General features: G+C 63.3%; 15 protein-coding genes. 5 read left to right on the top strand and 10 right to left on the bottom strand.

Annotation, left to right across the window (positions count from 1 at the left end; genetic code table 11):
- The first annotated feature begins 237 nt into the window (after nucleotides 1-237).
- Both ACTU46_RS00370 and ACTU46_RS00365 read left to right on the top strand, forming a co-directional pair.
- Complete coding sequence (locus tag ACTU46_RS00370) at nucleotides 238-1,200, top strand: Lrp/AsnC family transcriptional regulator (protein WP_443377941.1); 963 nt, start codon at nucleotides 238-240, stop codon at nucleotides 1,198-1,200.
- Nucleotides 1,201-1,344: 144 nt separating this feature from the next.
- Nucleotides 1,345-2,538, top strand: a complete 1,194-nt coding sequence (locus tag ACTU46_RS00365) for an alpha/beta hydrolase (protein WP_443377940.1) — start codon at nucleotides 1,345-1,347, stop codon at nucleotides 2,536-2,538.
- Between the two features lie 104 nt (nucleotides 2,539-2,642).
- Here the strand turns inward: ACTU46_RS00365 and lepA are convergent, their stop codons facing one another.
- Entirely contained in the window at nucleotides 2,643-4,490 is a 1,848-nt protein-coding gene (gene lepA / locus ACTU46_RS00360; RefSeq protein WP_443377939.1) for a translation elongation factor 4, read from the bottom strand.
- Between the two features lie 414 nt (nucleotides 4,491-4,904).
- Here lepA and ACTU46_RS00355 point away from each other — a divergent pair, with 414 nt between their 5' ends.
- Together ACTU46_RS00355 and rpsT are read left to right on the top strand one after the other, a co-directional pair.
- A complete protein-coding gene (locus ACTU46_RS00355; protein ID WP_443377938.1) occupies nucleotides 4,905-5,471 on the top strand; it encodes a type II toxin-antitoxin system PemK/MazF family toxin in 567 nt (188 codons plus the stop codon).
- A 238-nt stretch (nucleotides 5,472-5,709) separates the two neighbouring features.
- Nucleotides 5,710-5,973 (top strand): 30S ribosomal protein S20, encoded by a 264-nt coding sequence (rpsT, locus tag ACTU46_RS00350; protein ID WP_443377937.1) that lies wholly within the window; start codon nucleotides 5,710-5,712, stop codon nucleotides 5,971-5,973.
- 171 nt (nucleotides 5,974-6,144) lie between these two features.
- Here rpsT and ACTU46_RS00345 read toward each other — a convergent pair whose 3' ends face one another.
- The 5 genes from ACTU46_RS00345 to ACTU46_RS00325 all read right to left on the bottom strand — a co-directional run bounded on the left by ACTU46_RS00345 (nucleotide 6,145) and on the right by ACTU46_RS00325 (nucleotide 10,991).
- Nucleotides 6,145-6,792 carry a LysE family translocator gene (locus tag ACTU46_RS00345; RefSeq protein ID WP_443377936.1) on the bottom strand — a complete coding sequence of 216 codons (648 nt, stop codon included), beginning with the start codon at nucleotides 6,790-6,792 and terminating at the stop codon, nucleotides 6,145-6,147.
- The gene (locus ACTU46_RS00340) at nucleotides 6,789-7,211 is read right to left on the bottom strand and encodes an ankyrin repeat domain-containing protein (RefSeq protein ID WP_443377935.1); all 423 of its coding nucleotides are present in this window, start codon (nucleotides 7,209-7,211) and stop codon (nucleotides 6,789-6,791) included. Before ACTU46_RS00340 ends, ACTU46_RS00345 begins: the two co-directional genes overlap by 4 nt.
- Nucleotides 7,212-7,487: 276 nt before the next feature.
- Nucleotides 7,488-8,450 (bottom strand): DNA polymerase III subunit delta, encoded by a 963-nt coding sequence (gene holA, locus ACTU46_RS00335; RefSeq protein ID WP_443377934.1) that lies wholly within the window; start codon nucleotides 8,448-8,450, stop codon nucleotides 7,488-7,490.
- A gap of 103 nt (nucleotides 8,451-8,553) precedes the next feature.
- Entirely contained in the window at nucleotides 8,554-10,224 is a 1,671-nt protein-coding gene (locus ACTU46_RS00330; protein WP_443377933.1) for a ComEC/Rec2 family competence protein, read from the bottom strand.
- Nucleotides 10,221-10,991, bottom strand: a complete 771-nt coding sequence (locus tag ACTU46_RS00325) for a ComEA family DNA-binding protein (protein WP_443377932.1) — start codon at nucleotides 10,989-10,991, stop codon at nucleotides 10,221-10,223. The genes ACTU46_RS00330 and ACTU46_RS00325 overlap by 4 nt, the downstream gene beginning before the upstream one ends.
- A gap of 228 nt (nucleotides 10,992-11,219) precedes the next feature.
- Here ACTU46_RS00325 and ACTU46_RS00320 point away from each other — a divergent pair, with 228 nt between their 5' ends.
- Complete coding sequence (locus ACTU46_RS00320) at nucleotides 11,220-12,020, top strand: hypothetical protein (protein ID WP_443377931.1); 801 nt, start codon at nucleotides 11,220-11,222, stop codon at nucleotides 12,018-12,020.
- A gap of 12 nt (nucleotides 12,021-12,032) precedes the next feature.
- On the opposite strand, the gene ACTU46_RS00315 is transcribed toward ACTU46_RS00320, so the two are convergent.
- The 4 genes from ACTU46_RS00315 to nadD all read right to left on the bottom strand — a co-directional run bounded on the left by ACTU46_RS00315 (nucleotide 12,033) and on the right by nadD (nucleotide 14,892).
- Nucleotides 12,033-12,833 (bottom strand): DegV family protein, encoded by an 801-nt coding sequence (locus ACTU46_RS00315; protein WP_443377930.1) that lies wholly within the window; start codon nucleotides 12,831-12,833, stop codon nucleotides 12,033-12,035.
- Between the two features lies 1 nt (nucleotide 12,834).
- Complete coding sequence (locus ACTU46_RS00310; protein ID WP_443377929.1) at nucleotides 12,835-13,530, bottom strand: histidine phosphatase family protein; 696 nt, start codon at nucleotides 13,528-13,530, stop codon at nucleotides 12,835-12,837.
- Nucleotides 13,527-13,994, bottom strand: coding sequence for a ribosome silencing factor (rsfS, locus tag ACTU46_RS00305; protein ID WP_443377928.1), 468 nt, complete (start codon nucleotides 13,992-13,994; stop codon nucleotides 13,527-13,529). Before rsfS ends, ACTU46_RS00310 begins: the two co-directional genes overlap by 4 nt.
- 178 nt (nucleotides 13,995-14,172) lie before the next feature.
- Nucleotides 14,173-14,892 (bottom strand): nicotinate-nucleotide adenylyltransferase, encoded by a 720-nt coding sequence (nadD, locus tag ACTU46_RS00300; protein ID WP_443377927.1) that lies wholly within the window; start codon nucleotides 14,890-14,892, stop codon nucleotides 14,173-14,175.
- Nucleotides 14,893-14,918: the final 26 nt, after the last annotated feature.

The raw sequence follows: 14,918 nt of genomic DNA, 5'->3' as shown, positions 1-14,918 counted from the left end.
ACTCCTGGTTAGGGTGCGTTGTGGGAGCACACCATCCATAGCTGTGAGGTGTATCTCATTGCTCCACTGTCCCCGAGGTGCACCACCCCGGGCAAGAGTGGGAGTTTTTTGCCAGCTATATGGCCGATTCCCCCGAATCGCCGGTTAAATCATGGAATGATCGAAGATATCGGCCATGATCCATCAAATTTCGGTGGAATCGGCAAACTATAGTTAGACAGATATTGAGGTAGGCAGATGTACCGGACAACTACCCTCGATCCCCTACAGCGCCGCATCATCGCAGCCTTGCAGGTCGATGGCCGCGCGCCCTGGCGCAAGATCGCCCGCGTTCTGGGAGAACCTGAGCGCACCGTCGCCCGCCATGGCATTGAGCTTCTGGCACAGGGTCATGTCACCGTCGCTGGCATCGAAAACCGCCGGGGCGCAGTGGTCACCGCCTTCTCCTGCACCCCCGGGGCCAGCCGGATGGCTTGTGAGGCGCTGGCGCAACGCATCGACACCTCCTACTCCTACCTGACCACCGGCCCCAATGACGTGGTCACCGAACTGCACTACTCAGGAGATCCCACCGATATCCTCACCACCCAGCTGCCGGCGACCCCCGGGGTGGCCCGCTACTCCACCTATCCGGTGCTCAAATACTTCAAGACCATCCGCGGGTGGCGTGTCGGCCTCCTCAACTCCGCCGAGGAACAGGCCCTGGCCAGTCCTTATGGAGCAGACCAGGCGCAGTGGGACTACGCCGACGATCTCGATGACACCGACCATGCCATCATCCAGGCCCTGCGGGAGGATGGTCGGGCCAGCCTGGAATCCATGGCCCGCCGAGTGGGATTGAGCGAAAGCTCCGTGTCCCGACGAATGGACTGGATGCTGCGCAACACCCGCGCCACCATCCGCACCCTGGTCGAACCGGGTCTACTCGGACTGCCTGTCGAGGCACAACTGTGGATCCAAGCCGCTCCAGACCAGATTGATTCGCTGGGTCGGCGCCTGGCAGATCTGGTTGAGGTCCGCTACTGCGCGGCCATCGCGGGGGAATATCAGCTGCTGGTGGATGTGACCCTGCCGAATCAGACCGCGCTCTATGAATTTCTCTCCGATCCCGACCGCAATGCCGGAGCCAGCCGCGTCAATTCTTCCCTGGTGGTACGGGCCCGCAAACGGGGCGGCCGACTCTTCGAGATCCCCACCTGACATCACCGAAGAAACGGGTGTCCAGCGCTTCTTGGGCGGGCTCCCCGGGCCGGCCATCCACCACTGCCGGAGTGTGGTGTCCCCGGGTTGGCCCCGGTCCCGACGGAGGAGCCCGGATCCGGCCGCATTGCTACGGTGAGAATTATGTCCCGTCACTCCCGCACCTTTCGCCCCTTGCCTACCGTGCTCTCCCTGACCCTCAGCGCCACCCTCGGACTCACCCTGGCCTCCCCGGTCAATGCCGCATCCTCCGCCACCTCCTCCGGATCAAGTTCCGGCAGTCTGCTGGAGGAGGCGGTGATCGGATCCAACTCCGACCCAGGATCTTCCGGTTCAGCCATTGATGCCACGCTTGGACTGCTCGAAGGGCTCGGCTCCTCGGAGGTGCCCGCCAGCTTCTTCCCCGGGAGCAGCTACCCCGGGATGAAACTTCCTCTGGACGAGTCCATCACCCGGGTAGAGCTGCTGGAGCGGCAGGTGACGGACCCGATCTCCCGGTTGGAACGGTGGACCATCGCCTCACCGGCGATGAAACGCGCGGTGGAGGTGCAGGTGGTACCGGCAGCGGGCGGTGCGGCTGCCCCAATGCTCTACCTGCTCGATGGAGTGGGCGCTCCCCGGGAGAACTGGTGGCTCACCCACGGTGACGCCCAGGCACAGTTCGGCGAGCGGGTGCATCTGATCCTGCCCACCCAGGCACAGGCCTCGATGTACGCCGACTGGCTCCGCGATGACCCGAACCTCGGGCGTCATCAGTGGGAAACCTTCATCACCCAGGAACTAGCGCCGCTGCTCCAGGAGGAGCTGGCTCATAACGGGCACAGCGGAATCGGCGGGATCTCCATGGGTGCCACCGGTGCGGTGCACATCGGCAACCGGCACCCGGAGCTCTTCGACGCCACCTTTGGCCTCTCCGGCTGCTACTCCCCGATGGATCTGATCGGCCGGCAGAACGCCCACCTGACCGTGACCACCCGCGGCGGCAATCTGGACAACCTCTACGGCCGCTACGGCTCCGAGCGCTGGCACTACCACGACACGGTGGGTGATCCTTCCGGGCTACGGGACCAGCGGGTGTACCTCTCCGCCGGTAACGGGGTCTTCGCGCCGGAGGACGTGGCCAACTACGCCAACGGGAACTGGGTGGAGATGTCCTCCGGGGCCGCGCTGGAACGCAGCTCCCTGGAGTGCACCCAACTTCTCGACGACGCGATGACCCAGGCGGGCTTCACCGGGCTACGGGTGGACTACCCCGAGAGTGGCACCCATGACTGGCATACCTTCCGCCGGCAGATCCCGGCGGCCTGGGAGCACATCAGTCCGGCGCTCTACCGCTAGAACCAGCGACCTGCCGCCAGCGGGGTGGTTGAAGGAAGGTTTCCCGGCCGGTGGTGGCCATCAGCGACCACCACCTGGAGTGAGGAAATCCTCCCGACCCCGACCTAACTCGCGTCGGTCGACAGGGCAGCCACGAAGGCCTCCTGCGGAACCTCCACGGAACCGATGTTCTTCATCCGCTTCTTACCGGCCTTCTGCTTCTCCAGCAGCTTGCGCTTACGGGAGATATCGCCGCCGTAGCACTTGGAGAGGACATCCTTGCGCAGGGCGCGGATATTCTCACGGGCGATGATCCGGGAGCCCACAGCTGCCTGGATCGGCACCTCGAACTGCTGCCGGGGGATCAGTTCCTTGAGCTTGACGGTCATCTTGTTGCCGTACCACTGGGCGTTGTCCTTGTGGACGATCGCACTGAACGCGTCCACCGGCTCGCCCTGCAGCAGAATGTCGACCTTGACCAGGTCGGCCTCCTGCTCGCCGGCTTCCTCATAGTTGAAGGAGGCGTAGCCCTTGGTACGCGACTTCATCATGTCGAAGAAGTCGAAGATGATCTCGCCCAGCGGCATGGTGTAGCGCAGCTCCACACGATCCTCGGAGAGGTAGTCCATGCCCCCCATCTCGCCGCGCTTGGTCTGGCACAGCTCCATGGTCTGGCCGACGAACTCACTGGGCACGATGATGGTGGTCTTCACGATCGGCTCGAAGACCTGCGGGATCTTGCCACTCGGCCAGTCCGAAGGGTTGTGCACGCGAATATGTTCACCGGATTCGGTGACCACGTGGTAGTTCACTGAGGGGGCGGTGGAGATCAGGTCCAGATCGAACTCGCGCTCCAGGCGGTCACGGGTGATCTCCATGTGCAGCAGACCCAGGAAGCCACACCGGAAGCCGAAGCCCAGAGCCACGGAGGTCTCCGGCTCATAGGTCAGGGAGGCATCGTTGAGCTGGAGCTTCTCCAGGGCATCACGCAGGTCCGGGAAATCAGCCTGGGAGATCGGGAAGAGACCGGAGTAGACCATCGGGGTCGGCTCGGCATAACCACGCAGTGCTTCGGTCGCACCGTTGTGGGCCGAGGTGATGGTATCGCCGACCTTGGACTGGCGGACATCCTTCACACCGGTGATGATGTAGCCGACCTCGCCGGGGCCCAGACCGTCACACTTCTTCGGCGTCGGGCTGACGATACCGACCTCGAGTGCCTCGTGCACCGAGCCGGTGGCCATCATCTGGATCTTCTGGCGCGGCTTCAGGGTGCCGTCGACCATTCGGATGTAGGTGACCACACCGCGGTAGGTGTCATAGACCGAATCGAAGATCATCGCCCGGGCCGGGGCCTCGGGGCCGAACTCCGAGGTCGGGGCCGGAATCAGCTCAGCGACCTTGTCCAGCAGCTCAGGGACACCCTGGCCGGTCTTACCGGAAACGCGCAGCACATCCTCCGGCTCACAGCCGACGATGTTGGCGATCTCCAGCGCGAACTTCTCCGGGTCAGCGGCCGGCAGGTCGATCTTGTTGAGCACCGGAATGATCGTCAGATCATTCTCCATGGCCAGGTACAGGTTGGCCAGGGTCTGCGCCTCGATGCCCTGCGCGGCGTCAACAAGCAGGACTGCACCTTCACAGGCTTCGAGCGCACGGGAGACCTCATAGGTGAAGTCCACGTGACCGGGGGTGTCGATCATCTGCATGACGATCTCCTCCCCCTCGTGGGGACCACTGCGAGGAACCCACGGCAGACGCACGTTCTGCGCCTTGATAGTGATGCCTCGCTCCCGCTCAATATCCATGTTGTCCAGGTACTGGTCACGCATGTCGCGGGCATCCACCACATTCGACAGACCGAGGATACGGTCCGCGAGGGTCGACTTGCCGTGGTCAATGTGGGCGATGATGCAGAAGTTCCTGACCTGCTTGGGGTCAGTGAACGTCTTCTCCGCAAAATTGCTGGGCATATGTGTGGCGGCACCTTTCTCTATATCCTGACCAACACTACCTGACTAGGGGCAATTGCTTAATCAACAGCTCCGATAGGGTTTCCGGACAGGTGTGCCAGCACAATCCCAGCTGATCCTCCGGATAACTCCGGCAACGATGCCCGGTTGCCGGGCGATGCGCTGCGGGCTGCCGGGCAAGCGGGGAATCCGCCACGATGGGACCACCCCCGTCATTTCCCCCGCCTCCCGGCCCCCGACTCGCCCCAGGCCACTCACCTGCACAATCACCCAGCTTGTCGAGGGTATGTCACATTCTCCCGCGCCGAGACGATAGTGATTAATGAGTAAGATCAGCACTATGAGAAACTGGTTACATGGCACGGTTCCCAGTGGGATACACAACGGTCAGCGTTAGATAAAGGTATGAAGAGCATGGGGCTCAAGAATGGTTTCCGCAACCTCCTCCGCACAGCGAGACAGAGGTTGGGATCCAGGGTGCCGATCCCCACGGAAAGCCCTCTGGAACTCGGTCTGAAACGGTTGAACGATCAACTCGGCCTGACCAACAACGACGATGTTGACCCGGAACTCCGGGCCGCCACCGCCATCCACGTCGAGCCCACCGACCAGATGTCGCGCAGTATCTTCTACGCCCCGGACATGGACGGCCAGGCGGACCCCGGCGAAGTGGTGTGGATCTGGGCCCCCTCCGACGGCCCCGACAAGCCCTTGCGCGAACGCGCCCTCCTGGTGGTCGGCCGTACCCGCCACACCATCCTCGGTCTGCTGATCTCCCCCAACCCCGAGCATGATGGCGAAGAAGGCTGGCTGGACATCGGCGCCGGCGAGTGGGACACCTCCGGCCGACAGTGCTGGCTCCGCGTTGACCGCGTGGTTGAGGTCTCGGAGCTGGGCATCCGCCGACAGGGTGCGATCTTCCCCCGCCGCCGTTTCGATCGGGTGGCCAATAAACTCCGCAGCCGCTACGCCTGGGGCTGAGCCAGGCACCTGCGGCCCACCGGAACCAGCCTCCGGCGCTATTTGGAGCTGAAGGTTTCGGCTGCTAAGATTTCGTCTGTTATTCACTTTCCGGGTGTGTGGGTCGGGGCGGTCAGGACCTTGGGTCCGCTTATCGAACACTCACATCGAGGTACCTCGCCCTCAGGCAGAAGCGTACCGGGACAGGTCCGGCCGGTGGTTTCACCACACCAATCATTCGATTCCAAGAGGTATCAACATGGCAAACATCAAGTCCAACCAGAAGCGCATCCTCACCAACGAGAAGGCCCGCCAGCGTAACCAGGCTGTCCGCTCCGCAGTGCGCACCGAGATCCGCAAGTTCCGTGCCGCTGTCGCTGAGGGTGACAAGACCGGCGCTGAGACTCAGCTGCGTATCGCTTCCCGCGTGCTGGACAAGGCCGTCTCCAAGGGCGTCTTCCACCGCAACAACGCGGCCAACAAGAAGTCCAACATGGCTTCTGCCCTGAACAAGCTGGCCTAATTTTCAGGCCTGCTGTTCCACAGACTTAAAGCTCACCCCACCACCGGGCTTCCGGTGGCGGGGTGAGCTTTTTGCTGTGCCCGCTTATCGACGCGGCGTGCTGCTCGGCGTCGCACGTCCGGGCATCGCCGCGGCAGGGCGCGGCGTCGATAAGCGACAGGGCGCATCCGGCTATCCCAGTAGTTCGAAAGCGCCGTGCCCCATCAGCACCGCACCGGCGATGAGGAAGAAAACGCCGGCCGAAAAATCGATCCAGGGTCCGGCCTTGAGGAACATGGTGCGCATCCGTTTTGTACTGATCACCAGCGAGATGATGCTGAAGAGGACACCGGCGCTGAGCACGATGGCCGCCACCACCACCACCGAGGTGATCACTCCCGGATTCGGCGGCAGCAGCGGGGCGATCAGCGCCGCAAAGTAGAGCACGACCTTCGGATTCGAGAGGTTGGTGGCCACTCCTTGGCGGTAGGCCTGCCAGACCGTGCCGAAGACCTCATCCGCATCAATGATGATCAGATTCGAGGTACGCAGCTGCGTCAGTCCCGCGCGCAGCATCCCCTGCCCCATCCACAGAATCCAGGCGCCGCCGAGCAGCTGAATGAACCCCAGTAGCGAGGGGTAGGCATTGAGCAGCGCCGCGGCCCCGAGCACGGTGAGACTGGCCCAGACCAACAGTCCGGTGAGAACTCCGGCGGTACCCGCCAGCGCGTGCCGACGAGAACGGGTGGCGAACCTGGTGACCAGGAAAATATCCGGCCCGGGAGTCACCACCCCCATCAGGTTCATCAGAACGAGCGCACCAAGTTGGCCGAGGCTCACTCCCCCGTCCCGAGGCGGGACAGCAGATCGTCACGACCAAACATCTTGGCGCAGTCAATGGCGGTGGGATGGCCGGCCATCGGATCCGCCCCAGCCTCGACGAGCAGGTCAATCACGGTATCCTCACGCTTGAAGATCGCACCTGCCAGCGGAGACTGGCCCCGGTCATTGAGCTGATTGACATTGCCGCCACGCGTGATCAACGCGGCCAGGGCTTCGGCGGCACCGTTATAGGCGGCCAGCATGAGCAGGGTGTTGCCGTCCTGGTTCTTCAGCTCAACGTCAACGCCCTGATCGATATAGGCGCCCAGGGTGTCGGCGGCCTCCTGACCTTCGGTCCGTGCCAGCGCAAAGAGCTTGGTCACCAGCTGCTGGACGTCCTCCGGCAGCTCTGCGGGCTGATTCTGGGTGTTCTCCATGAGAGACATCGTACGTGCGTCCCCTAAATCCCGGCACACCCAGGTCAGGGGAGCTGCGACTCGATCTTCTTCGCCCCGGCCAATATCGTGGTCAATCTCCCGGATGTCGCGGATGAAATTCTGAAGGATTACCGGCGTAGCTGAACCGCCCTCAGCTTATCGACGCCGCGTCGAGGCACTGCGGCGCTGATCATCGCCGCACCGAAAAACCCCGAGGCTCTCCCACGGTCCCAAGACCGTGGGAGAGCCTCTTGAGAGGCTTCTTCAATTTCCACGCTATTTCTTCGCCAGCTCCGAGATCCGCCGCACCGCAGACTCGATCTCATAGTTCTGGTCACCGCCTTGACCCTTCACCGCCCCATCCAGATCAGCGATGAGGATGACCGCATCGCTGACCGCGTCACCATTCCACTGCCGGGCCACTTTCACGGTCTTCTCCACCACGAAGGGATGCATCCCCAACGTGCCCGCCAGGCGCCGCGAGTCACTTCCCCGGGAGGTATACAGCCGGGCGATCGCCCCGACCTTGGAAGCCAACGCCGCCGACAGGGCAACCGGGGAAATCCCCAACTGCAGGGCCCGCCGGGTACTGGCCACCGCTTTACTGGTCTGGCCGGTGACCGCGAGGTCCGCGATATCGAAGCCGGAGACCTCCGCGACACCGGCATAATATTCCCGGACCGTGGTTGCGGTGACTTTCCCACCGGTATCCGCCACCAGCTGGCTGACCGCCGAAGCCAGTTCCCGAAGATCGGAACCCACACCTTCCAACAGCGCATGCACCACATCCGGGGTGACCTGCACCCCGTGGATGCGGAACTCATTTTTCACCCAACCGGGTCGCTCCCGATCTTTGAGTTCGGGTACCTCATGCACCTGCGCAACCTTGCGGTACTTCGGCACCAGTGCTTTGGTTCTTCCGCCACCAGAGTGCAGGATGATCAGGTAGATTCCCGGTGCGGGATCCAGGGCCGCCTTCAGCAACAGCTCTGCAGGTTCCTTTCCTGCTTCATCGGTGTGGGTGAGCACGATGACGCGGTCTTCACCGAACAGCGAGGGGCTGAGCAGTTCGAGCAGTTCTGAACCGGTGAGGTCGCCAGCGCGCAGGGTGCTCACCGGCAGATCCATTCCCCCACTGTGGACGGCTCTGACCTCAGCGATGATCTGGTTCTTGGCGCGCTCCGCGAGAAATTCTTCGGTGCCTTCAATCAGGTGGACGGGTGCCACGGTGTTACTCATGGAATATATCGTGCCACACCCTCATTTCCCGGCAATGGCTCAGCAGCGGCCGCCCTCATCCAGGCACACGTCGCGTCGGCCGATCCGCCAGGTTCGCCACACCTTAGAATCGCCGATCCTCGGCGTGCTGGCTGCCGTCGACATGCAGGCTCACCGCTCCATCACGATTCGGGTACAGAACAGGCAGCCCGGCGCGGGTGCGGCTGGGTCGGGGCGCCGGATCACCTTTCGGATCCAGCACGATGATCGTCTGGGTCCCTGGTGGTACCGGGTCAATCTGGCTTTCTCTCTCGATGACATGGAGCTGCAGATGCTCCAGGGAAATTTCCGCGGGTAGTGCCACCCAGGATTGCGACCAGGACCAGAGGTAGATCACCCCCATCCCGAGGATGACCTTGCGTGGGTGTCCGAACAGAAATGCCGCGATCACCCAGCCACCAAGGGTCAGCACCCAGACCGGACCCAGCCAGCCTTCCGGGGTGGGAATGGTGGCGAGGGGAAAGCCCGCACACCATTCGGCGGTCCGGTGGATCCACCAGGTGCAGGGCTCACACAGTTTCAGGGGGAGATACGCCAGGCCGCTCGGCAGCAGGCTCAACCCCGCCGCCAGCAGTCCCAGCACGGTCACCGGAGCCACCACCGGACTGACCAGCACATTCGCCAGCACCGCCACCAGGGAGATCCGCCCGCTCATCATCGCGATCAGCGGCATCGTCACCAGGTCAGCGGCGATGGCCACTGCGAGGGCCCGCACCAGGATTTCCGGCCACCGGGTCCGTGCCAGGGCGCTCACCAGCAGCGGGTTGAGCACCACGATCCCGGCGGTGGCGACGACTGAAAGCGCGAATCCATAGGAGACCGCAAGGTCACTGTCATAGAGGAGCAGACCGATCACCGCCAGGCTCAACGCGTGGACCGGTTCCATCCGGGCGGAGTTGAGCACCGCCGCCAATCCGACCAGGCCGGTCACCGCCGCGCGGAGCACGCTGGGTTCCGGCCCCACCAGCGAAACAAAGAACAGCAGCGCCACCGTGGCCGCGAAGGTCTGGATTCGAGGCCCGAGGGTCAGCCACCGGCACAGCAAGATGATGCTGGTGGTCACAATCGCCACATTCGCCCCGCTGACTGCGCTCAGGTGTGAAAGGCCGGTGTCCAGATAGAGCTGGGTCTCGGCTGCACTCTGCAGGGAGGTATCCCCCAGGACCATGCCCGGTAATAGCCCGGTGGAAGCCGGCCCAACGGTTTCCACCACAGCCAGGGCGAAGCACTCCCGGACATGGAGTGCGAAGGCATTCATCCCGGACGGAGCCTGGGCAACCTCAAGGTCGGTGGCCCGCGCCAGCACTTCGCCAAGCCCGGCGCGATCAGAGTCCGCCAGGGAGACCGGAAGCTGCACCCGGGCCCCGACGGTGGCGTCCACCGGCAGGGTGTCGGCGTGGAGCACAGTCGGCACTGGGGCGGGATGACCCGTCACCCGTACCCGCAGGATCCAGGTGCCCGGGCTGATCTCCTTGGGAGCGGTGGTCAGTACCCCGTGCAACACCGAGCCGAACTCGTGGGCCTGCACCGCCACCAGCCGGGCGTGGCCGAATCCCAGGGACACCGCTCCGCCGCACCACAGCAGCACAGCTTGACCATGCTGACCGAGCAGCAGTGCCAGCACACCGGCTCCGAGGATCACCACCACCGCCACCCCTGAACCGCGGGTGAGCAGCACCAGGAGAGTGACCGCCCAGACCAGCAGTGCGGTGGGGACCAGCCGGAGTTCACTCACAAGGTGACCAGATCCTGGATCGCGGCGAACTTCGCGGGCCCTATCCCCTTCACCTCTTGGAGTTGCTCAATGGCTGTGAACCCTCCGATCTGTTCCCGATACGCCAGAATGGCCGCCGCGGTCTTCTCCCCCACCCCGTCCAATTCCATCAATTCCTGCTGGGTGGCTTTGTTCAGGGAGATACCACCTGCAGGTGTAGTCTCCGACGTACCTGGATCAGGTGCGCCACCGATCACCCCGGAGGTGAGAACTTCACCGGGGGAATCGACGAGGACATTGATCTGCTCCCCGTCATTGAGACGTTGTGCATGGTTCAACGTGCGTAGTTCAGCCCCGGGAAGTGGGACCGCCACCGCCAGAGCATCGGCGACCCTGGCGCCCGGGGCCAGGGTGACCAGTCCCGGATGTGCGACCTCGCCGACCACGCTCACCACGACCTCCTCAGCTACCTTCTCCTCCGGTTCCGCGGTGCTGCTGGCAGCGGGCCCGCCAAGAAACCCTCCGGTGGATTCATCGGCGCCACCGGCGGGCCCGGGCGTGCCCGGGATTAGGTTCTGCCCCGCCAGGACAGCTTCTCCCGATGGGGGCGGGTCGGCCAGGGCGCGAAACCCCACCCACCCCACCAGGGCTACCAGGAGGATCACGGTGACGACCGCCGCCTCCCGAAGTCCCACCCGAAATCGCGGGGTGGGATAGGCCACATCCATCAGGGACTCTTCCCCGGTCGGCCTGGTGAATTCACGGAGTCTGTCAACGATACTGGTCATGGAGCTGAAACTAGATCCACCGCCACGGTCACACCAGCCGCGGACGTATCCGGCTGTGGATAACTCCGCCATTTTCCAAAACCTGTGGATAGTTTTGCCACTCAGACAGAGCCGGGGATCACCGGAGACCAGATTCCCCCTATCCGGACCGGTGTGCGGAAACTCCCCGACAGGTGTCCGGTGCCTGTGCTTTGATGGGTTTAGACCAAGAACGACAAGGAGCCCCTGGTGGAAAATTCTGCAGCACAATCCCCACAACCGGAGCCTGGGTCACCACATTTCGGTGCTTCGCTGGGATTTCCCGCGGTGACCACGGTGCTGGCGAACCATGATTTTCACGCCTACGCCTCCGCCCCGACCCCTGCCCTGCTGCTGCGTGGCCGCAGTGCTGGTGTCGCCACCTCCCCCGAGGAGCTGATGGAGTCGGCGCTGCATCAGCCCGGCGACCTGCCGCTACGGATCAGCTCCACCAAGTCTGAGGCCCTCAAGACGGGGCTGGGCATCCTCACCTCATTTCTGCTGTTCCTGGGTGGAGGAATGCGTCTCAACTCCACCGGGGATGATGGTGATCTGCTCGCGGCCGCATTGATATGCGCCTCCATTATTGCCGCTGCCCTCGTCATATACTTCGGGGTCCGGACGGTGCTCCGACTGGTCAAGGGGCCGGTGTTGAGGTTGGCGGCCTCCCGAAAAGCGGTGGAGAAGGAACTGGGGAAGCCGCTTGATGCGCTACCGGTGTACTTCGTCGGTGAACGTCAGCTGCCACCGGATGAGCGGGTGTTGCTGCAGCAGATGTGTGGTTTCTACACCATGCTGCAGGATCACGGTTATCCGATGGCGGTGGGCCAGTGGCGGGCCCTGACGGATGCTGCGCTGAATGCGGTGCGCGAGTACCGGGTCGATGGCGATCTCAGTCTGGCCCGGAAAGTGGGCGCATCCATTGAGGAATGGGCAGCCGCCTCCGAGCAGGCGCTGCATTCCCGAACTGAGTTCACCACCCGGGGCATGCCCCCGCCTCCGGTCATCTAAACTTGAGAGGTTCTAGGCTTCCTCTTCGGCGTGGTCCCCGAAGACCACGGATACTCCGACGGCACCATCACCGGTATGCACCGCGAGGGTGTCTTCCAGATCAACGATCATGAAACTGGATCCCTCAGGGAGGGCCTCGGCGAGCATGTCCTCCAGCTTCTCCGCGGATTCCGGGGCATCCCGGTGCTGGATAGCCACAAAGGCTGGCTGTTTGGTGCCCCGTTCCCGGACCAGTTCCACAAGTTTGGTGAAGGCCTTAATCTGGGTGCGGGTCTTGCCGGCCAGTTCCAGGCGACCATGATGGATCTTCATGATCGGCTTGGTGGCCAGCGCCGCCGAAAGCACCGCGGTGGCAGTGGAGATCCGGCCGGATTTCCGGAGCTCATCCAGTCGGTGCAGGTAGATCCAGGTTTCGGAGCGTGCCAGGGTGTCCGCCGCAATATCGTGGCATTCCTGGAGATCCGCGCCTTCCATGGCAAGCTTCGCGGCGGCCATGGCAGCAGCGCCGACAGCCATGCCGACGGATCCGGTGTCCACTACTTTGACGGTGTCCTCAAAGACCGCAGCTGCGGTGACCGCTGCCGACCAGGTCGAGGAAAGCTCCTTGGACAGGTGCAGTGCGAGCACCCCTTCGTCTCCGCCACGTTCGAGTTGCCGGGCATAAGCTGCAACAAGTTCCAGGGAGGACAAACCAGAGGTGGAGGTTTCTTCTCCACCCTGCATCACGTGCAGGTCGATGACGGTGATGCCGAGTTCTTCGACCACGGCGTCCGGTAGTCCGGCGGACGAGTCGGTGACAATGCGGACCGGCATCTCAGGACCCCACGTTCCAGCCGTCCAGATACCACTGGGCGTCGTGGACGTTGTTCCCGTCGAATCGGGCGCTCTGGGGTTCAGGTTCTGCTTCCCCATCAGCATCGGTGCTGCCCAAGGCATAGCGCGGCCGGGCGGTCAACCGGGAAGAGTGGGTGTTCCCCAGCCCGGAGAACATGGGGTACTGCTCAACTTGAAGGCCAAGCAGGTTGGAGGTCAGTGCAGAGATGGTGCCGCCGTGGGCGACCACCAGGACGGCGGTGTCATCCCATTCTTTAAAATGTGCCATCAATTCATCGATGACCGGGCGGGCGCGATTGGCTACCTGCACCCGGGATTCACCACCTGGCGGTGACCAGGTGGCATCGTGACGCCAGAGGGCACGGGCGCCGGGGATTTCCCCGTCGACCTCGGCGTGGGACCGCCCCTGCCACTGCCCCAGGTCGGTTTCCCGGAGCCTACGGTCGGTGGTGATCTCGATTCCCAGGAGCTCGGCAACCGCGGTGGCGGTGTCAAAGGCCCGGGTGAGATCGGAGGAGAGAATTCGGGAGATGCCCGCGGTGCGCAGAAGCTGCGCTGCGGACTGAGCCTGAGCCCGACCGACATCGGACAGATCGGTATCCAGCTGACCCTGCATACGCCGGGTCGCGTTATATTCGGTCTGCCCATGTCGGAGCAGGATCAGGCGGCGGGTCACTGGTCCTCGACCTCCGGTTCCTCCACAGCGAGGGGGATCTCATCAATGGAGCTGACGGTACGAACGTTGACCTCATCGCCGAGCTCGCCGGGGCGGGTGGCCTCCGGCAGGCCCTCAATGGCAACGACCGGGCAGTCAAGGTAGAGGCGGTCGAGGCCGTAGAACTCGCGCTCGGCCTTGCGCTGGATGTGCACGACAACAATGCCGTAGTCCAGCAGCACCCAGCGGTTTTCGCGGATTCCCTCACGGCGCAGGGGTTCAATCCCGGCCTCGGAAAGCTTCTCATCCACCTCTTCGACGATGGCGCGGACCTGGCGCTCGTTGTCGGCCGAGGCGATCACGAAGGCATCAGAGATCGCCAGGACCTCAGAGACATCCAGCACGATGACGTTCTCGGCCTGCTTCTCATCGGCAGCCTGGGCCGCGATGGTGGCCAGGCGCAGGGATTCTTGGGTAACAGTCACATGGGTCCTTTACTAGCTTGCGGTTTCGGATCGCCCCGCAGATGTGCGGGAAGATACGAGTTGTACCCAGTTTTCCACGAATACGCCGGTTTCTCCTAGTCAACCAATAAAGTCGTTGATTTTAAGGCACCCCGGCTCCCGGAAAAAGCCTGCAATACCACGGAAATCATTGCCTCAGCTACCCAGGAAGAGCTGCGGTTCCACCTGCCAGCCATCTTTCTCCGCCTTGATAAAGGCTGGTCTTGGCGATGTACTGGACCACGCCATCGGGCACCAGGTACCAGACCGGCTGTCCATCAGCGGAGCGTTCCCGACAATCGGTGGAGGAGATCGCCATCGCCGGGATCTCCACCAGCGAAACCCGTTCACGATGGACCTCGGGGATGATGTCGTCGTGAAGTTCATAGCCGGGGCGGGTGACCCCGACGAAGTGCGCGAGGTCGAACATCTTCTCCCAGTCCCGCCAGGTGATGATGCTGTGCATCGCGTCAGCACCGGTGATGAAGTAGAGCTCCGCCCCGGGATACTGCTCCGAGAGATCCTGCAGTGTATCAATGGTGTAGGTCGCGCCGTCACGGTCGATATCGACCCGGCTGACGGTGAAGCGGGGATTGGAGGCGGTGGCGATCACCGTCATCAGATAACGGTCCTCCGCCGGGCTGACCTTCTTATCGGCTTTCTGCCAGGGCTGCCCGGTGGGCACGAAAATCACGGTGTCCAGATCAAAGCGGTGTGCAACCTCACTGGCAGCGACGAGGTGACCGTGGTGAATGGGGTCGAAGGTTCCCCCCATGACCCCGATCCGGCGGGGCCCGGATACTGCGGGGGTCAGCTGCCCGTCTTCGACGGATACATAATCCAGGGCCGGGCGCGGTGAGATGGGACTGGAGTCGCTCATGGCCCGGAAGTATATCCCTGCGGGGG

Source organism: Corynebacterium sp. A21 (assembly GCF_052266655.1).
Classification (GTDB): domain Bacteria; phylum Actinomycetota; class Actinomycetes; order Mycobacteriales; family Mycobacteriaceae; genus Corynebacterium.
The sequence above is the reverse complement of the archived record's forward strand: the minus strand, read 5'-3'. Positions and strand labels throughout refer to the sequence as shown.